This window comes from Mesorhizobium sp. M7A.F.Ca.MR.176.00.0.0 (genome assembly GCF_004023165.1).
In the GTDB taxonomy this organism is placed as follows: Bacteria; Pseudomonadota; Alphaproteobacteria; order Rhizobiales; family Rhizobiaceae; genus Mesorhizobium.
Genome location: NZ_RZTC01000007.1, coordinates 59,062 through 78,433 on the forward strand (window position 1 = coordinate 59,062; position 19,372 = coordinate 78,433).

Annotated in this window: 15 protein-coding genes; 3 read left to right on the plus strand and 12 right to left on the minus strand. The window is 63.0% G+C overall.

Going from position 1 to position 19,372, the window contains the following annotated elements:
- From EOB59_RS35955 to EOB59_RS04610, 5 genes are all read right to left on the minus strand, one after another.
- Positions 1-1,313: efflux RND transporter permease subunit (locus EOB59_RS35955; protein WP_245486527.1), on the minus strand; the 1,313-nt coding region annotated here is incomplete at its 3' end.
- 82 nt (positions 1,314-1,395) lie between these two features.
- Positions 1,396-2,568 (minus strand): efflux RND transporter periplasmic adaptor subunit, encoded by a 1,173-nt coding sequence (locus EOB59_RS04595; protein WP_128287765.1) that lies wholly within the window; start codon positions 2,566-2,568, stop codon positions 1,396-1,398.
- A 154-nt stretch (positions 2,569-2,722) separates the two neighbouring features.
- Complete coding sequence (locus tag EOB59_RS04600; protein ID WP_127323174.1) at positions 2,723-3,331, minus strand: hypothetical protein; 609 nt, start codon at positions 3,329-3,331, stop codon at positions 2,723-2,725.
- On the minus strand, positions 3,328-5,601 hold the full coding sequence (locus tag EOB59_RS04605; protein WP_128287766.1) for a xanthine dehydrogenase family protein molybdopterin-binding subunit: 2,274 nt from the start codon (positions 5,599-5,601) through the stop codon (positions 3,328-3,330). The genes EOB59_RS04600 and EOB59_RS04605 overlap by 4 nt, the downstream gene beginning before the upstream one ends.
- A 2-nt stretch (positions 5,602-5,603) precedes the next feature.
- Complete coding sequence (locus EOB59_RS04610) at positions 5,604-6,065, minus strand: (2Fe-2S)-binding protein (protein WP_013529191.1); 462 nt, start codon at positions 6,063-6,065, stop codon at positions 5,604-5,606.
- Positions 6,066-6,187: 122 nt separating this feature from the next.
- On the opposite strand from EOB59_RS04610, the gene EOB59_RS04615 reads away from it, so the two are divergent.
- The gene (locus EOB59_RS04615; RefSeq protein ID WP_127322484.1) at positions 6,188-6,784 is read left to right on the plus strand and encodes a TetR/AcrR family transcriptional regulator; all 597 of its coding nucleotides are present in this window, start codon (positions 6,188-6,190) and stop codon (positions 6,782-6,784) included.
- Between the two features lie 33 nt (positions 6,785-6,817).
- On the opposite strand, the gene EOB59_RS04620 is transcribed toward EOB59_RS04615, so the two are convergent.
- The 3 genes from EOB59_RS04620 to EOB59_RS04630 form a co-directional block, all read right to left on the minus strand.
- Positions 6,818-7,951, minus strand: coding sequence for a patatin-like phospholipase family protein (locus EOB59_RS04620; RefSeq protein WP_127270167.1), 1,134 nt, complete (start codon positions 7,949-7,951; stop codon positions 6,818-6,820).
- Positions 7,952-7,997: 46 nt separating this feature from the next.
- Complete coding sequence (locus EOB59_RS04625) at positions 7,998-8,780, minus strand: 3-hydroxybutyrate dehydrogenase (RefSeq protein WP_127809045.1); 783 nt, start codon at positions 8,778-8,780, stop codon at positions 7,998-8,000.
- A gap of 186 nt (positions 8,781-8,966) precedes the next feature.
- On the minus strand, positions 8,967-10,055 hold the full coding sequence (locus EOB59_RS04630) for a citrate synthase/methylcitrate synthase (RefSeq protein ID WP_128287767.1): 1,089 nt from the start codon (positions 10,053-10,055) through the stop codon (positions 8,967-8,969).
- A gap of 92 nt (positions 10,056-10,147) precedes the next feature.
- Here EOB59_RS04630 and EOB59_RS04635 point away from each other — a divergent pair, with 92 nt between their 5' ends.
- Positions 10,148-11,287, plus strand: a complete 1,140-nt coding sequence (locus EOB59_RS04635; protein ID WP_128287768.1) for a citrate synthase — start codon at positions 10,148-10,150, stop codon at positions 11,285-11,287.
- Positions 11,288-11,308: 21 nt separating this feature from the next.
- Here the strand turns inward: EOB59_RS04635 and phaR are convergent, their stop codons facing one another.
- Entirely contained in the window at positions 11,309-11,920 is a 612-nt protein-coding gene (gene phaR / locus EOB59_RS04640; RefSeq protein ID WP_128287769.1) for a polyhydroxyalkanoate synthesis repressor PhaR, read from the minus strand.
- 301 nt (positions 11,921-12,221) lie between these two features.
- On the opposite strand from phaR, the gene EOB59_RS04645 reads away from it, so the two are divergent.
- Positions 12,222-13,400, plus strand: a complete 1,179-nt coding sequence (locus EOB59_RS04645; protein WP_128287770.1) for an acetyl-CoA C-acetyltransferase — start codon at positions 12,222-12,224, stop codon at positions 13,398-13,400.
- A gap of 832 nt (positions 13,401-14,232) precedes the next feature.
- Here the strand turns inward: EOB59_RS04645 and EOB59_RS04650 are convergent.
- From EOB59_RS04650 to EOB59_RS04660, 3 genes are read right to left on the minus strand one after another with little or no spacing between them, the layout of a single operon-like run.
- A complete protein-coding gene (locus EOB59_RS04650) occupies positions 14,233-15,081 on the minus strand; it encodes a phosphoadenosine phosphosulfate reductase family protein (protein ID WP_206622028.1) in 849 nt (282 codons plus the stop codon).
- Positions 15,078-18,419: an ATP-binding protein gene (locus EOB59_RS04655; RefSeq protein ID WP_128287771.1), complete on the minus strand. Its 3,342-nt coding sequence runs from the start codon at positions 18,417-18,419 to the stop codon at positions 15,078-15,080. Before EOB59_RS04655 ends, EOB59_RS04650 begins: the two co-directional genes overlap by 4 nt.
- Positions 18,416-19,351: a DUF4007 family protein gene (locus EOB59_RS04660; RefSeq protein ID WP_128287772.1), complete on the minus strand. Its 936-nt coding sequence runs from the start codon at positions 19,349-19,351 to the stop codon at positions 18,416-18,418. Before EOB59_RS04660 ends, EOB59_RS04655 begins: the two co-directional genes overlap by 4 nt.
- Positions 19,352-19,372 lie beyond the last annotated feature (21 nt).

Here is a 19,372-nt window from a genome sequence, read left to right on the forward strand (position 1 = left end):
CGCGTCATCGTCGCGGCGATGACCGGACCGGCCATGCGCTTGGCGGCGAGCGCGAAGGCTTCCTCCTTCGGCATGCCCTCGCTCATCCGCCGTTCGGCGAACTCGGTGACGATGATGGCATCGTCGACCAGCATGCCGACGGCCAGGATCAGGCTGAACAGCACGATCATGTTGATCGTGTAGCCCATCATCGCCAGCAGCAGGATGCCGATCAGGAAGGACGACGGAATCGCAAGCCCGATGAGCAGCGAGGCGCGGCCGGACAGCGCGTAGAGGATGACGATGAACACCAGGATGACGGCGATCATCACATGGTTCTGCAGGTCGCCGAGCAGCTGGTTGACGAAGACCGCCTTGTCCTGCGTGTAGGTGACGTTCATGCCCTCGGGCATCGACTTGACGAACTCGTCGGACACCGTTCGCACCTTGGCGATGGTGTCGATCAGGTTGGAGCCGATGCGCTTCTTGACTTCGATGGCGATGGCCGGCTTGCCATTGAGACGGGTCACCGTCTCGGCATCCTTGAAGGTCGAACGGATCGTCGCGATGTCCTTGGCCTGCACCACGGCATTGGGGCCGGCGACCACCGGCAGTGCGGCGACATCCTCCGGCGTTTCGATCAGCGACGGTACCTTGACGGCGTATTTGCCCTCCGAGCCTTCAATATTGCCGGCGGCGACCAGGCTGTTGGAGTTGCCGACCGCACCGATCAGTTGATCGAGTTGCAGCCCATAGGAAGACAGCTTCATCGGATCGATGACGACCTCGACGAGATCGTCGCGCGCACCCTGCAGCGAGCCCTCGAGAACACCGGGAACCTCCTCGATGCGGTCGCGCAGTTCACGCGCGGCGGCGGTCAGCACGCGTTCGGGCAGATTTCCCGAGAGCGTGACGACGAGCACGGGAAATTCGGAAATGTTGACTTCGGTGACGACGGGTTCTTCCGCCGCCTGCGGCAGGTCGGCCTTGGCGTCCTGCACCTTGCTGCGCGTGTCCTGCAGCGCAGTGGCCAGATTGGTCTGCGGCTGGAATTCGACCAGCACGTAGCCGCCGCCCTGGAAGGCGGCCGAACGCATCTCCTTGAGGCCCTTCAGGCTTTTCAGCTTGCTTTCCATCGGCCGCAGCAGAAGCCGCTCCGAATCCTCGGGCGAAATGCCCTGGTAGATCAGGCTGACATACATCATCGGAATCGGAACGTCGGGCTCCGCTTCCTTTGGCGTCGCCTGATAGGCGACCCAGCCCGCCAGCAGAAGGAAGACGAGGACCGAAATGGTCAGGCGGGCATTGTTGATTGCGAGTCTGACGATATCCATGGCTAACGCCTGTTCTTGAATTTCCACGAGCTGCGTCGCAGCCGATTGTCCCCGCCCAGGGCTAGGCCGTCGCGATCTCTTCCTACTGCGTGCCGGCCGTCGCTTCGCCGAGCAGCTTCTTGATGATCGCTTGGTCGGCCTCGACCGGATTGACCAGATCGCCTTCCTTCACCAGTTCCTGGCCGGCGACGATGATGCGGGCGTCGGCCGGGATGCCGCCGAGGACGAGGCCGGTCGGCGTGTCATCGACGAGGTCGATGGGGAAGAACGCTACCTTGTTGTCCTTGCCCACGGCACGGATGCCGAGGTCGCCCTTGTCGCCGAGCGTCACGACCGAGCGCGGCAGCAGCACCGCGTCGGTGGGCTGTGCGTTGAGCGAGATTTCCGCCGTCATGCCGGCCGGCACCGAGCCGTCGGCATTGGGGACGGCAACCTCGACGCGGAAGGTGCGGGTCGCCGACGAGGCGTCGCGGCTGATGTAGCGCACGGTGCCTTGGACGGTCTGGCCGCTGACCAGCCGTATGGTGGCCTTGTCGCCGAGCTTGAGGTAGCCGAGATCGCGCTCGCTGACTTCGCCGCGGGCAATCACCGGATCGAGCTTGAGGATGGTCGCCACCTCGCCGCCTTGCATGATGGAGCTGCCAAGTTCCACCGGCACCCGGTCGATAACGCCGTCGAAAGGCGCCTTCACCTCGTTGCGGTCGAGTTCGGCCTGTGCCGTTTCCAGTTGCGACTGCGCCGAGGTCAGGTTCGAGCGTGCGGTGTCGAGCTGCAGCTTCGGCAGATTGCCTGATTTCATCAGCCGCAAGGCTGCGTCCAGCTCGGCCTGACGCTGCACCACCAATTGCTTGGCGTTGTCGACCATCGAGATCTTTTCTTCCGCCGCAAGCATCAGCACCAGATCCCCCGTCTTGACGTGATCGCCTTGCTTGACAGGCAGCTTGTCGATGACACCGGCGACGCGCGTCGCCAGCACCGCCCGCTTGTCGGCTTCGGTCAGCCCGGAAATGCGGATGGCACGTGCATAGGTCTTGCGTGGCGGCGTCACCACAGCGACCGTGCGCAGCGGTGCCTTCGGCTCGGCTTCCGCCGGCTTCGGCTTCGCCGCATCGGGCGCCTTGGCCTGTTCGGCTTCGGCTGCCTTGGCTTTGTTGGCGGCTACGCTGCCGACTGACGAAAACTCGCCTGTCGCCATCCATGCCGCGAAACCAATGAGCACAACAACGGCTGCAAGCTTGTGAAACCTGATTCTCATCGTCGTTTTTTCCACTGCGGGTTCGGCCAGCGTCCTCATAACGCGGGCGCGTCGCCGATATGGGTGCGCGCCGGGCCGTGTTCAATTTGCCGTGATCGGCGAAGCGCGCTTCTACATCAAAGTTGCACCGCAATATAGTCTGAAAGTTGCAAGATCATTGCGCCACCGGGCAAGATGCGCCCGCCGCCGCCCAGTTTTCGATCGCTTGATAGGTCGCTTCGGCGGAGCCCGGAGCCGGTTCACGACCCGATCCCGGCGCCCAGCCCCAGGCGACCAGTCTGTCGTCGCGAACATGCACCGCGATGTCCTTCAAGCTGCGGTTGCCATTGCGCAAGGGATCCTTGATCTGGGCGCAGATTTCGGCCGAGGACTTGCCGAACCAGGCCATCTCGGCTGGCGCCAGATGCCAGTTCTCGGCCCCGGGCGGCCCGTGCAATGCCCTGGAATTGCTGGAGAAATGGCAAGTCATGCAACGCAGGCCCGGACTGCCGAAGCCCGACCCGTCAGCACCGCGCTGGACATTGAAGGCGTGCACGCGCGTGCCGCCGTAATGCGCACCCGACCAGCGCGGTCGCTCGTCCGCGACATGACAGTCAGCGCAGCGCGGATGCGAGAACACCGCATAGACCTTGTCCCATTCGGACAGGGCTTTTGCTGTGTCGACTGCCACCGGCGCCGGCGTCTGGCTCTCTTGCGCGATCGCAAACGATGCTGCGAGCACAAGCATGGCAGCAGGCGTCAGCATGATGACGAGCTTCTTCATGCGAAGGCCACCGTTTTCGACAGCGGCAGCGTGCGGATGCGCTTTCCGGTGAGCGCGAAGATGGCGTTGGCGAGCGCCGGAGCCGCCGGCGGTGTGCCGACCTCGCCGACGCCGCCCATCCTGTGGAAGTTTTCCAGGATGGCCACTTCGAATACCGGGCACTGGAAGATCCGCATGGCGTCGAAATCGTGGAAGTTCGACTGTTCGACCATGCCGTCGGCGAAGGTGATTTCCTGCCCCATCGCCGCCGAAAGACCGTAGATGGCCGCCGAGATCAGCTGCGCCTCGATGATGCCGGGGTCGAGCGCGGTGCCGACATCGGCGGCGATCCACACCTTCTCGATGCGGATGCCGGCCGGCGTGTCCGCCACCTGGACGATCTCGCCGACCCAGCTGCCGAAGGACAGCGTGAAGGCCATGCCCCTGGCCTTGCCGGCGGGCAGCGCCTCGCCCCATTTCGCCATCGCGGCGACTTTCTCCACCACCTTCACCGCCGAGGGATAAGCGGCCATCAGTCTCTTGCGCATCTCGACCTGATCGATTTTTCCGGCAATGGCGATCTCGTCCATGAAACCCTCGTGGAAGAAACCGTTGACCGAGCTGCCGACCGAGCGCCAGGAGCCGACGGGGATGGAGACCGGCGCCGCGACACCGCTGACCCGGTAATTCGGGATGGAGTAGGGTTGGTCGTAAGCGCCATCGACGATGGTCTTGTCGGGACCGAGCGGCGATATCGAAGGGAACAGCCGGCGCAGCATGCCGGCAATCACCGATGGTGAGGCCATCTTCATGTCGACGGCCACCGGCATGCCATCGTCGCCAAGCCGCGCCTGGAACTTGCCGATAGCAGCCGGCCGGTAGGCGTCGTGGCGCATGTCTTCCTCGCGCGTCCAGGTTACCTTGATCGGACGCCCGCCCGTCTCTTTCGCCATCAACGCGGCACACAGCGCGTAATCCGTCTCGACGCGCCGGCCGAAACCGCCGCCCATGAAGGTGGTGTGCACATTGACCTTACCCTGCTCGATGCCGACCGCGTTGGCGCAAAGCTGCCGCACCAGGGTCGGCGCCTGGTTGCCGCACCAGATGTCGAGCGCACCGTCCTTGAACTGTGCCGTGGCGTTCATCGGCTCCATCGTCGCATGCGCCAGATAGGGCACGGCATAGTCTGCCTCGACGATCCTTTCGCGCGGCGCGTCGGCAAAAGCGGTATCGACGTCGCCATTGTCGCGCATCACCGACCCCTTGGTGGCAAGCGCCTGCTTCAGCACATCTGAAATGGCAGCGCTGCCGAGCGGGTATTCGGGATCGAACCACTGGGCGTCGATCGCCTCGGCCGCCTTGAATGCCGCCCATGTGTTGTCGGCGATGATGCCGAAGCCATGGCCATAATTCGTCTCAAGCGGCACGATCTTGATCACGCCGGGCATTTTTTCGGCCCTGGAAAGGTCCGCCTTGACCGGCTTGGCCCAGAAGCGCGGGCTCATCTTGACCGTGCCGTAGAGCATGTCCGGCAGCCTGACATCGATGCCGAAGATCGGCGCCCCGGTGACCTTGGCCAGCATGTCGATGCGCTTTTGCGGCTTTCCCAGCAGCTTCCAGTCGGCTTTGTCCTTGAGCCTGACTTCGTCCGGCGGCGCCATCGCGGCGGCAGCCGCGGCGACCGCGCCATAGGTCAGCGACTTGCCCGACGCCTTGTGCAGGATCGAACCGTCGGCCGTTTCCAGATCGGCTGCGGCAACACCCAGTTCTTGCGCCGCAGCCGCGATCAGCATCTGCCGGGCAGCGGCACCCGCTTGCCGCATCTTGTCAAAACCATCGCGTGTCGAAGCCGAACCGCCGGTGCCCTGCAGGGCAAGGAACTTGCCAACCACGCCGAGACCCGAGCGCACCGCTTGCGCCGTCATGCTCTCGTCGAAGAAGGCGAACGGACCGCCCTCTTGAAGGATCGCGGCGTTGTAGTAGGCATGGGATGCTGGTCCATGCTCGACCTTAACCCGGTCGAGCCCGACGTCGAGTTCCTCTGCGACCATGGCCGCCAGCGTCGTCGAGATGCCTTGCCCCATCTCGGCGCGCGGCGCGACGATGGTGATGGTGTTGTCGGCGCCGATCTTCACATAGGGGTTGAACGTCGCCTCGCCCTTGCCGAGTTCGGCCTCGAGCGGGTTCGGAAAAGGCTTGCGATAGTAGTAATAGCCGACGGCAACGCCGCCCGCGACAGCGGCAGCGCCGATCAGAAACGTGCGGCGGGCGATCTTTCCGACACTGGCCATGGTCAGAGACCCGCCGTCTTGAGCGCCGCGGCCTTCTTGATGGCCGAGCGGATTTTGGGATAGGTGCCGCAGCGGCAGAGATTGCCGCCCATGGCATTGTCGATGTCGGCATCGCTTGGGTCGGCGACTTCATCGAGCAGCGCCACCGCGCTCATGATCTGGCCGGCCTGGCAGTAGCCGCATTGCGCGACTTGTTCCTCCAGCCATGCCTGCTGCACCGGATGCAGTCCGCCTGCTGTCCCGATGCCTTCAATGGTGGTGACGGCGCCGCTGACCTGCCCAACCGGGAGTGAGCAGGAACGCACCGGCTGACCGTCCACATGCACCGTGCAGGCGCCGCAGGCGGCGATGCCGCAGCCGAATTTCGGCCCGGTCTTGCCAATGAGATCGCGCAGCGCCCACAACAGCGGCATGTCCGGATCGGCATCGATATCGAATGACTGCCCGTCGACGGTAAGGCGCATGGGGATACCCTTTGTTGTCGTCCGCTGCCAAGGGCGAAGCGTCCTCTCGGCCATTTCACCTAATACAGATTGACAAATTTCGTCATTTTGTCAAATAGGATTTTGCAGGATAGAATTGCTCCATGAACCAGATCGAAGACATCACCGCCACAGACCCCAAACGCGTCCGTATCCTGGATGGCGCGATGAAGGTGTTTTTGGCCTATGGTTTCTCGCGCACCACCATGGACGATATCGCCCGCGCCGCAGACATGTCGCGCCCGGCGCTCTATCTCCTGTTCAAGAACAAGACCGACATTTTCCGCGCCATCGCCATGATGATCCTGTCACGCTCGGTCGAGGCGGCAAAGATTGCCCTATCCGGCGATGGCCCTTTCACCGAGCGCATGATGCGGGCCATCGACGAGGCATTCATCTCGATGATGGGCGCGGTCGTTGCTTCGCCGCACGGCGCCGAATTGCTGGACATGAAATCGAGCCTTGGCGATCTGGTAGGCTGCTGGCGCGGCGGGCTTGGCCAACACATCGGCGCCGCGATCGAGCGCGAGGCAGCCAGGAACGGCGTCGACCTGGCGGCCAGAGGCCTGTCGGCGCAACTGCTTGCCGACATGCTGCTCGACGGGCTGGAAGGCATGAAGGCGCGGATCAGAGATCCGGAGGGACAGCGGCAGGCGGCCGCTGCCCTGATCAGGGTGATCGACCTGACCTTGAAGGCATGATTGCGGACCAATCGATGCACATTGATTGGTCGCTCAGGCGCGCCGGCGCTCTGCCTCCGGGTTCTTGCGCGCCGCAAGAAATTCCTTGACCCGCCGGCCAGGTGCCGGACCGCGCACCGGCTTGAAGCCGTCATCGAGTTCGCCGGAGAGATCGAGCGTAGGTCGCTTGCCGACGGCCTCGTAATTCTCTTCCAGCCAGTCGCTGGCGGCGGTGCGGCCGAGATCACGCAGGTAGGTCAGAAACGCCCATTCGGCGTTGACCTTCGAGGACGCCGACAGGTCCTTGAACGCCTCGTCGGCATCGATGCGGTGCATGCGGATGTCGCGATACTCGCCATGCGGCAGACGGCCGGCGGCGATCAGTTCCTTGACGAAGGCGATCGAGCGGAATTCGCGCAGCAACCCGGCGTTGAAGGCGATCTCGTCGATGCGGTTCTGGATCTCGTTGGCGCTTCTTGGTGTTCCCTCCCGCACCACCGGATTGATCTGCACCAGAAGCACGTCCTCGGTCGCAGCCGTCTTGAAGAACGGATAAAGCGCCGGGTTGCCGCCATAGCCGCCATCCCAATAGGGCACCCCCTTGATCTCGACAGCACGGAACAGTTGCGGCAGGCAGGCCGAGGCCATCACCGTGTCGAGGTCGATCTCGCCATCGGAAAAGACGCGCAACTGTCCGGTCTCGACATTGGTCGCCGAGATGAACAGTTCCATCGACTTGCAGGCGCGGACATTGTCGAAATCGATCTCCTGCTGAACCACGTCGCGCAGCGGGTTGAAGCCGAGCGGATTGGCGACATAGGGCGAGAACACCCGCGACATGGTGTCGAAGAAGACATAGCCAGGCGTATTCTCGATCGACCAGTTGCCCCAGGCGACATCCCACGGCATGCGGTGTACCGGGCTGAACCGGCCCTTGGCCGCCACCGCGCGCCAGAAATCGTCAAGTTTCTGCCGCGCTCCCTCGACACCTCCGCGCACATATCCGTCGGCCAGCGCCACCGCGTTCATGGCGCCGGCGCTGGTGCCGGACACTGCTGATATCTCCAGCCGTCCGTCCTCCAGCAGGCGGTCGAGCACACCCCAGGAAAAGGCCCCGTGCGAGCCGCCGCCCTGAAGCGCGATGTTGATCTTCTTCTTTGTCTCCTCCGCCTTGCCGTTTTTGGTCATGGCGTCGTCCTTGGTTCGTTTTGGATAGATGAGAAGATTTTGCGCCTCACGCGGCGGTCCAGCCGCCATCGACCGAGAGATGCGTGCCGTTGATCTGCGCTGCCGCGTCCGAGCACAGGAACACCGCCGCTGCCGCGATCTGCTCCACCGTGACGAATTCCTTGGTCGGCTGCTTGTCCAGCATGACCTCACGGATGACGGTCTCGCGATCCATCTGATGGGCTTTCATTTGGTCGGGGATCTGCGCCTCGACCAGCGGCGTCAGGACATAGCCCGGGCAGATGGCGTTGCAGGTGATTTTTTCGCGCGCCAGTTCGAGTGCGACCGTTTTGGTCAATCCCATGATGCCGTGCTTGGCTGAGACATAGGCCGATTTGAACGGCGACGCGACCAGGCCGTGCGCCGAGGCGATGTTGACGATCCGGCCACCGCCGGCCTCCTTCATCAGCGGGATCGCGGCTGCAATGGTGTGGAACGCCGACGACAGGTTGATGGCGATGATGGCGTCCCATTTCTCGATCGGAAAGTCCTCAACCGGCGCGACATGCTGGATGCCGGCATTGTTGATGAGGATATCGACCGATCCGAATGTCTCAGCCGCCTTGGCGATCAGCGCCCGGCATTCGGCCGGCTTCGACATGTCGGCCTTGATGTAGGCGGTTTTCACCCCGTGGTGTTTGGCGATCGCATCAGTGATGGCGTGGTCGGCGGCCGTGTCGGAGAAAGAGTTGACGACGACATTATGGCCTTCGGCCGCCAACGCCTGGGCGATGGCCAGGCCAATGCCCGATGTGGAGCCGGTGATGACTGCGGTTTTTCTGGCGGCCAAGGGCGGAGTCCTCTGGTTGCGGCAAGAGCGAGCTTATGTTGCACTGCAGCATATATGCTCAATGCGACGCAATAACAGCGGCCAGAATTTTTGAGGAGATGAAATTTTCGTCATGAGCGGCCACACGGCCGCTCACCAGGAGGATATCGTTTGGATCGCCGGTCGCTCGCCAGGCGCCAAAAGACCTCAGGCAACCAGGTCCGGCACCGGCCCGACATAACGCGACTGCGGGCGGATTAGCCGCCCGGTCGTCTGCTGTTCACGCGCATGCGCGATCCAGCCGGCGACGCGCCCGGCGGCAAAGACATTGCTGAAGGTTTGTGGCGGAAAACCCGCCGCCTCCAACAGCAGCGCGGTGTAGAACTCGACATTGGTCTGCAGCGAGCGCGACGGCTTGGCGATCCGCAGCACGTCGAGCGCTACCTGTTCCACTGTCTCCGCGAATGCCAGCCGGCGGCCGGTTTCGCCCTCGCCGCCGAGTTGCCGCACGACGGCCTTCAGCACATCGGCGCGCGGATCACGCACGCGGTAGACGCGATGTCCGAACCCCATGATGCGCCTGCCGTGCGCGATCTCGTCGCGCAGCCAGCCGGCGGCATCGCCATGCGCCTTGATCGCATCCAGCATCTCGATGACAGGGCCAGGCGCGCCGCCATGCAGCGGCCCCTTGAGCGCGCCGAGTCCGGCCAGCACGGAGGATGTCAGGCCGGCCTGCGTCGAGGCCACCACGCGCGTCGCAAAGGTCGACGCATTGAGGCCATGATCGCAGACGGTCACGAGATAGGTATCGAGCGCCTTCGCCAGCGCCGTCGAGGCGACGCTGCCGCTCAGCATCCTCAGCATGTCGGCGGCATGATCGGCGCGGCTGTCCGGCGCGATCGGCTGCTCGCCGCGCTGCAGGCGCAGCAGGGCCGGCGTCAGCACGGCGGGCGCTGCGATGAGCAGCAAGGCATCGGTCAAGGTCTCGCCGTCCGGCAGCAGCGCCATGCCGGCGCGCATGGCGCTGTAAACATCGAGCGACGCCATCAGGGGCAGCGAGGGCAAGAGCCGTTCGAACACCTCAGCGCGTGCCTGGCCCAGTGCCCGCGTCAGTTGCGCCTCATCGGGAAGGTCGTCGAAGAAGCCGTCGAGCAGCAGCCGCATCACCTGGGCATAGTTCAAGCGGCCGGCCAGCTCCGGCAGCGAATGACCTCGGATCGTCAGACGGCCACCAAGACCATCCACATCGGAAAGCACGGTTTCCGCCGCCACCACATCATCGAGCCCATTCGCCATAGCCTGTCTCCTTGAAGCATTTCCGGATCGGAGATAGAGATGGGCAACGTTTCCATCAATCTTGATCAATAGAATCAATATCAGGGCTCGATATGTCCGAGTGGTTGTCCCGGGAAGAGGCGCTTGAGCGCCTCAAGGTGCGGGCGCAGACGCTGTACGCCTATGTCAGCCGTGGGCGCATCGGCATGCGGCCCGACCGCGCCGATCCGCGCCGCAGCCAGTACCGCGCCGACGATATCGCCGCACTGGCGACCCGCCGGGCGCGCGGCCGCAGCCCGTCAGTCATCGCCGAAAGCGCCATCGCGTGGGGTGAGCCCTCGATCGCAACGGCGATTTCGACCGTCTCGCACGGTCGGCTTATCTATCGCGGGCAGGACGCCGCAGTGCTCTCCGGGCACGCCACACTGGAAGAAGCCGCCGCCATTCTCTGGGCTCGGCCGGAACCGGTGGCTTTCGAAGCACCGTCGCCGGATGTGCCCCATCAAGCCGGCCGGGCCTCGGCTTTTGCGCAACTTGCCGTGCTTGCCGGCCAAGGGCGCCCGTCGCTTGGGCGTAACCGGGCCTCGCTGCATGCCGATGCCGCGCACGCTGTCGGCGTGCTGGCCGCCGCGCTGGGCGCACCGGCAGGACCAGATCCCGTCCATCAGCGGCTGGCGCAGGCCTGGTCGGTGGAGACCGGCGGCGCCAATGCGATCCGCCGCGCGCTTGTCCTGCTTGCCGATCATGAACTGAATGCGTCGACCTTCGCCGCGCGCGTCGCAGCCTCGACCGGCGCGCCGCTGGCCGCTTGCCTGCTGGCCGGGCTCGCGACGCTGTCCGGTCCTCGCCATGGCGGCGCCGGCGAGGCGGTGATGCAACTGGCCGACGATGCGGCCCGACATGGCGCCGATGCGACGATCCGGCGCTGGCTCAGCCACGACCGGCCATTGCCGGGGTTCGGTCATCAGCTCTATCCTGACGGCGATCCCCGAGGGGCGGCGCTTCTGTCGGTGATCGAGGTTGACGGCACACTATCGTCGCTGCGCGATGCTGCCCTTGCGGCGACCGGCGCGCTTCCCAATATCGACTTTGGGCTGGCAGCGCTGACGCGCAGCCTCGGCTTGCCGCGCGATGCGCCGTTTCGCCTGTTTGCGCTCGCACGCAGCGTCGGCTGGGCCGAGCACACGGTCGAACAGATCACAAGCGGAAGTGTCATCAGGCCGCGCGGCCGCTATGAGGGCGTGCTGGTGTAGGGTTGCAAGAGCGCCAAGCGCTCAGGACATCGTGTCGAGCTTGCGCTGCATGGCCGCGATCTGGTCCTTCAGTTCCTGAAGATCGTCGGGTTTTTCTGACGTTTCCTTCCTGGCCGGCTCGGGCGATGGCGCGGCGGTTGGCGCGGTGCCGGCGGGCGGGAACGGCGTGAACAGCCGCATCGCATTCTGGAACATTTCCATGTTGCGGCGTGTCTGTTCCTCCAGCGCCTTGATCGGCGTGGTGATCTTCATCATGTCGAGCGGCGACTTGCCGATCGCCCCCTTCATCTGCTCGCGAAAGCGCTCCTGCTCCTTGGAAAAGGCAAGCATCGACTGTTCGAGGAAGCTCGGCACGATCATCTGCATCTGGTCGCCATAATAGGCGATCAGCTGGCGCAGGAACGGGATCGGCAGCATGTTTTGCCCGTCCTTGTTCTCCAGTTCGAAGATGATCTGTGTCAGCACCGGATGCGTGATGTCGTCGCCGGTCTTGGCGTCCTGGACGGTGAACTCCTCGCCCTTCTTGACCATCTCGGCGAGGTCCTCGAGCGTCACATAGGTGCTGGTGCCGGTGTTGTAGAGGCGGCGATTGGCGTATTTCTTGATGATGATCGGATCGTCTTTAGCGGCCATCTACATCCTCCCGGGGACACCGGCGCGCCTCTGAGCAAGCCGCCGATAACGATTGTGCCTTTTTTTTGAGGATATGCGCAAAAGCTTCACAATTCCAAGCAGTTTGTGCAGTGCGGGATCACTAAATGCTGCATAGCAGGCAAAATATGCTGCGCAGCAATGGACGAACGGTCGCCACGGCAGGGCGCGACCTGCTTGCGGCGCATGGGCGCCATGCCCATTTCCGGTTTGACTTGGGGTTGGGAAAGGGCAAGAAAAGTCCCCAACGACAGAGCAACACCCTTGAAGTCTGGAGAAGAAAATGTCCGCTTCCATCGTCATTGCCAGTGCGGCGCGCACGCCGGTCGGCTCCTTCAACGGCGCCTTCGCCGCCACCCCTGCGCATGAACTCGGCGCCGTCGTCATCAGGGAATTGCTGTCGCGCGCCGGTGTCGAACCAGGCGAGGTCGACGAGGTCATCCTCGGCCAGGTGCTGACCGCCGCGCAAGGCCAGAACCCGGCCCGCCAGGCATCGATCAATGCCGGCCTGCCCAAGGAAACCACAGCCTGGGGCCTCAATCAGGTTTGCGGCTCGGGCCTGCGTGCCATTGCGCTCGGCATGCAGCAGATCGCCGCCGGCGACGCCAAGGTGATCATCGCCGGCGGCCAGGAATCGATGTCGCTTTCGACGCATGCCCAGCACCTGCGCGCCGGCGTCAAGATGGGCGACTTCAAGCTGATCGACACCATGATCAAGGACGGGCTGTGGGACGCCTTCAACGGCTATCACATGGGCAACACCGCCGAAAACGTCGCGCGTCAGTTCCAGATCACCCGCGAAGACCAGGACCAGTTCGCGCTCGCCTCGCAAAACAAGGCCGAGGCCGCGCAGAAGGCCGGCAAGTTCAAGGACGAGATCGTCGCCGTCACCATCAAGGGCAGGAAGGGCGATACCATCGTCGACCAGGACGAATACATCCGCCACGGCGCCACGCTCGACTCCATGACCAAGCTGAAGCCGGCTTTCGACAAGGATGGCACGGTGACCGCCGCCAACGCCTCCGGCATCAATGACGGTGCCGCCGGCGCGCTGCTGATGAGCGAAGCGGAAGCCGCAAGGCGCGGCATCACCCCGCTGGCACGCATCGTGTCCTGGGCAACCGCCGGCGTCGATCCGCAGATCATGGGCACCGGACCTATTCCCGCCTCGCGCAAGGCCTTGGAAAAGGCCGGCTGGTCGGTCGGCGATCTCGACCTGATCGAGGCCAACGAAGCCTTTGCAGCGCAAGCCTGCGCCGTCAACAAGGACATGGGCTGGGATCCCTCGATCGTCAACGTCAATGGCGGCGCCATCGCCATCGGCCACCCGATCGGCGCGTCCGGCGCCCGCGTCTTCAACACGCTGGTCTTCGAGATGCGCCGCGGAAGTGCGAAGAAAGGTCTTGCCACCCTATGCATCGGCGGCGGCATGGGCGTCGCCATGTGCGTGGAGGCGATGTGAGGGATGCCTACGGCCGCGTTCCGCCTATACGATGTCTCGCCAGGCTGTACTTGGGCGGCGCGGATGCTCAGATTGTGCGTGACCAAGCCTTGGTCGGATGCTGTTCTTTGCCAACTCAAGGAAACGCTATTCGCCTCCAACGTTCATTTGCAGCATCCGTCGCTCAATCAGATGCGGGTCGGGGCGTGCCGCGCACCTGACCAACACAATTCGGCAACAGTGAAGCATGTATGCGCTGTTAAATGCCGTCGACAAAGTTTATGTCGAAACTACTATCTATAAATGTGCAAACGTTCAATTTGTCCAAGTAAAAGGCTAAATGTAGTTGCATAAAAGCAACATCTAATTTATATATGTCTGAAAGAGCAACTTTGCACTTGCACAAATGCGCGCCACGGATAGCGTCGCGCTGAGCACTGCGATGTGGGTCCGTTTCGGTCGTCGGGGAAAAGATGGTCGTCAATCGACGTTTTTCCCGTTTGTGTTGAGAGGCACCAGGTTGAGGCCGCGAGACGGCTGCTAGTTCGCTTGCGAAAAGCAGCACATCGCCGTCCCTCCAAATCCATGTCTTCTTGCGCATCCCGGGTGGTCGAACGATCTGTTCAACTACTGCGAGGGGCTGGCGCAGAAAGGCCATTGGGTGGACCTTTGGGAACCGAGCCATTTGGAGGCGCGGCTCAGAGCTCGACCATACATCGCCGAAAGATTCGCTGATCTAGTTCGACGAGCAGAATGAGCTTTGCAGGCCGTCAGCCGGGACACTCGTGGATAGTCGGCGTGTACCAGCGATGCCTGACACCCCCTTTGGTCAGGCTGCTCCTAGGTCAACTGCTCACTTATGACAGATGACACAACCTGCCGCGGCCTCGTCGATTCCGTAGACGTCGTCGATCGTAGGCACAACATTGCCGGCGAGCGGGTTCACACGGCGCCGGGCTATAAGTCTGGCCCGGCGTTGTTCGAACTCGCGCTCTATCTCGTCCACCCGTGCCGGGGCGCTGAGCTCGTCTAGCCCCTCTCCCTGGCTCCAGGTGAAGGGTGAGCCGTGATCGCGGGCGGTCTTCTCATATCCCTTGGCCTCGTCAAACGCTTCCGGGTGCTCCCGCATCAAGCGCACCCACTCGATCTTTTGCTGGAAAAAGCAGAATGTGCAGCCCGAACGGGTCCGCCACCGATAGTACTCGGGTTCACCCAAGCCTGCGCTCTCGAGCGTTTCAATCACGCCGGCGCGACTGATGCCGTCCTCTCGCAGAGGGAAGTGCACCTGCATGTTGCCATGGGTCGCCTGATAGCCTTCGCGACTGGGTTCATCGGCCCGAATTGCCACGTAGGAATGCACGACAACCCCGGCATCTAGGTCCCCACGCAGCCAGTGCTCGAGCGGACGGAGCTTTAGCTGCCGTGTGCACCATCGGGTTTTCGGTGAGGGCAGGAAGTGATTGTATTCTTTGAGCCAGAAGTCGAAATCCCGATCTGGATTGAGCCGTGTAATGGGCTTGCCTAAGAACCCCTCGAGTTTGTCGAGGAATGAGTAGACCTCGGCCAGCTCCTTTCCGGTGTCGGTGAAGAAGTATTCGAGATCGAGCTCTGGCCGGGTCTGCCGCATATGGACGGCAAGGGCCGCGCTATCGCGACCCCCCGATATCCCAAGGATATGACGCTCACGCACCGCAGTCGTCATGCTGGTTCCAATCCCTTGCCTTCGGAAAGGCGTTCTACGATGCGCGCGAGAGCGGCAAGCTCCACGGCCGGCCTCATGCCCCTTTGGCGAAGCTGCGCCATCAGGTCGTCTGCCGCCATGTCTGCAGCCGCAAGCTCCTGCTCTGACACCTGGAAAGCGTGAAAGAGAGGCTTTTCCTTCGGGTCCAACCCGACCATGACCGAAATAGCCTGGGAGGTTGGCGAGCGGTCGCGAACAGCGGCAAATGTCTCTGCCTCGCGAAAGCGCAGGCAGAGTTTGGCCATTTCGAACATGGCCTGTTCTTGCTCGCGGTCGGACCAGTTACGCGGCGGCTTATGAACGAGCAGACTGGCCAATCCTTCAATGTCGCCGCCATTTCCCTCGAAAGCGCCGGCACGCATGATGAAGGCATCGACGCGCAACTCGGCCGACACGCCCGAGGCGGTAGAAGACCGTGGCCCTATTCCCTCAAATGTCTTCGGGTCGACCCCAAGATGCTCGGCCAGGCTCGTGCGGAGTGTCTCCAGCATTTTTGGATAGGCGTGTTCGGCCTTGTTCAGGGCGGCCACCACGGTGACCCCCGGATCGGGCTCTCCCTCAAGGGCCGACGCGAGGTCCGAAAACAGCAGCGCTTCAGGGTCGCTGGCTTTCAACACAATGTCCCTAACCTTACGAACTTTTTCGGCCAGCGTCTGAGTGCGCTGCGCCCAAAGCGGAAGAGCATGAAAGCGCTGATAGAGCGCCGATGCGACCGGAAGGGCCTTCGCTTCAACGGGGCTTGCCCCGGTCGAAAGAAGTGCGGCGAGCTGCTGGACGAACGCGTCATCCCGCTTGGAGCGCGAAATTCGGCGGAACTCGATGGCTGCAGGGTCCTGCAGAATCCGGTCGGCTACGATATCGTCGATGGCGGGCTGGAAAACGCCGTCGACATAGACCGCGACCGCATTTCTGTGCGCCAGCAGATAGGACAATACCAGCACCGGCATAACGCCGCGCTTTATGCCATATGGTCGAGCGGCCCAGGTGTCGAAGAGTTCGGCCAGGTTGACCCGCTTCTCACCCAGCACCGTCCAGGCAGGCCTCAGTGTCTTGCCCGCCCCGCCATCGGCGGGATCGGCGAAGCGCCACACGCCCTTATCGTCCTGCCGATGCAGCCCCAACGGCCGAACAATCGTCAGATAGAGCCCGCGCTCGACCGGGAAGTTCTCGATCCCGAGGTCTGCAACATCCGACTTCGAAACCATGGCATGCATCAAGGTCCTCAGGCCTGCCATTGCAGCAGTCGAGGGCTTATCACGATAGAGCAGTTCCGATTGGATGACGGGTGCGCTGCTGAAAGCAGCCGTTGCCAGGGCCGACGCCAAGACGGTCAGTTCCCTACCATCGAGTTTCTTGCCGGCTGCATCCTTTGCGCTGTCACCGAATGCCCACCAGCGGGCCGAAGTGAAGGCCTTCAGCAAGTCGCTGCGAACGACTTCAGCGATCAACGATTTGCGGGCCGACAATTCTCGGCGGGCAATCCGATCACCCTCGAGCTGCGGATGCGTCTCTTCGATGCGATCCAAGGCATAGAGGTCGCTCGCATGATCCCTTAGCAGATAGACCTGCTCGCTGGCGGCCACGCCGGCCAAGACGCCCAGGTTTTCCAATTCGATGCTGAGCTGTTTGGCAGCGACCTTGACCGGCGCTTCAAAGCTTCGCGCATCGGGCAACAGCATAACAAGAAGACCAGCCGACCGCCGCTTCGTCTTGGCCAACGAGGCGGCGGTCCTTTTAGCCCACGCAGCGGGACTTTGTGGGCTCTCGTCGGCAAACTGAATGACGACATCGAATGTGCGCAATGCACCGGTCGCGAAGTAGTGGCTCTTCGCCGCGATCGGTCCCACGCCGAGCCGTGACGGCAAATCTGCCAGGACATCGGCGTCGAGTTTCAGCGCGACCTTGGAGATGGCCTCGTCGAGATCGAAATCGCTGCCGGCAAAAAGGGCATATCCACCAAGCCGCGGCTGCCGAATGAGGATCGCCCGGTTGACCAGTTCGTCTATGGCCGCCGTTACGTCGGCCTTTGTTGCTTCTGGTGCGCAAAGAGAGAGGATGTCGTCGGCAACAGCCAGTCCAGAGCCGTTCCTGAACAGCTCGATGACTGCTGCAGCCTTGGCAAGCTTGGCAACTAGCGGGCCGTACAGTGCAGCTTTCTCCACGGCCTCCATGGCCAGCGTCATCCGATTGCTTTCAGGACCAACGGAAAGGGCGCTGCCGAAATTGGCGACCAGGTAGTCCCAAAGCTGATCCGGTCCATACCAGGCGTTTCCGTCGACATCGTTCCGCGCCAAGTGGGCCTGAAATCCGTTCGGTTCCGAGGATGACAGAAAACCGAAAACGCTCCGCTCATTTTGTGCGAACCGCTGCCGAGATACCGGCCCCAGCAACAGCGCCGAGACCGGGTGCAATGGCCATGTTTGGGTGAGGATTTCCGTCAACGCCGCGACATCGACCGGCCGACGATGCGAAATCGCTGCCGCGGTGAGGCCAGCGATCGCTTTGGCGCTTGCCGGAGCTTGGTCGCCGCCAATGGCGCGAGCGATGAGCGCCGCGACCTCGTCGGCCTGCGCGACGAAGGGCACGTTCTGGTACCGACCCTGAACTTTTGCCCATTCGTTCCGACCAGTCCGGCTCAGCCGGTTGGCATACTGCTCAAACGACTGATGCAGGATGCCGACAACCACCAGCCGACCGTCAGAGCGTGCTGCTCGCTCGGCGAGATCCTGCAAAATATGCACGTCGCCGGCAGAACTCGTCGCATGCTCGAGGAACTTGCCGAGCTCGTCGATGACGATCAGCAATCCTCCCTTTTGACGAGCACGCACTTCCAATTGGTCGATAAGTGCTCGTTCGTCGCCCGCTGCATCCCGCGTCGCCTGAGCCCATTCAAATTGCTCTGCGGCCGCGTCCGCCAAGGCGCCCGCCAGGCTCGTGCGCCGGCCGGTCAGTGCAAGCACATCCCACGAGCGGCCTCGCCCAGGAAACGCGGAGGAAAACTGCTCCGCCAAATCTTGCCCAACTATCCCTTCGGCGAGAGCGCGCTGCTTCTTGTTGCCGGCGACCAGATTGGCAACAAGCAGCGCCGCACAAGATTTACCGCCGCCGTACGGGCCGGTCCAAGTGAACGCGAACTGCGACCCTTCGGCGATCCCCGCCAGCATGGCCACCAGCGACTTGCGGACGCTCGCCTGCAACACGTACCCGGTGAGCGGCGGCGTTCCGTTGAGATCGGTGTCGATCCGAGCGGACAGCGCGAACCGGCGTTCGACCTTTACGATGTCGGCGAGCTTGGTCATGCCGCTCTCCGCCCACGGTAACCGGCTTTGACGAGGTCGATCTCGTCGATTTCCTCGAGACGGCCAGCCAGAGCGACCTGACGGAGGCCCGCCGTATCGGTCCACACCATTTTCCCGCCGGTGGCGTCCCCGATGCTCATCAGGCGTGCGACCAGGCTATCCTCGTCCAGCTTGAAGACACGCCCGGGGGAGCCGGGGTCATACTGCACCTGCTCCACCGAGAGGGTGGGGGACAGCGAGTGATGACGCTCCCAGAACTGCTTCAGCACGAGCGCAAATATGCTGTCTTCCAGGGAGGGCTTCTGCCCGCGGACGAATTCGAGCTGCCCGGTCGAGCGCTGCTCGCGCAGCAGGCCGAGTTCGACGAGCAGCGGTTCTGCCGCGTCTTCCCCTGCGTCTGAGTGACGGGGCGCGTAGCTGCGCACGAACACTTCCACGTCGCGCTTGAGGGTCTCGGCGGTTGCTCTCGCGGTTGCGCGCGCTTCAACGATGGCCGCCATGGCTTTCACGAGATCGTCTCGGGTAAAGGCAATCTGATTGAGCAGGTTGAAGGCGTAATAGAACGTCGTTGCCGCGTGCGGCTCACTCACGAGGTGGGCATGCATCAACCACAGGGTGGATGGATGCTCGAGATAGGGGTCGAGCCCGGTGCCGTCCGCGAAGATCAGCCGCCCGAGGGGGGTGGCATGAAGATGGGTGGGTCCGTCGGCCAGGATCTTCGTTGCCAACGCCCAATGACGCATCGAGAGCGCCATATTCTTGCCGACGCCGAAGGTAGCGATTGCACTCTGTTCCTGAAATGTTCTACGATCGACTCCGTCCGGGCCGGATGCATGGTCGAACGCCTTCTTCAGCCAGAGAAGCCGGAGCGAGAAGGTCTCGTGGCCCGAAACGCGAATCGCGGTGGCCGGATCGTAAAGGTCGTTCAACATGGGAGCGGATGCTACTGGAGA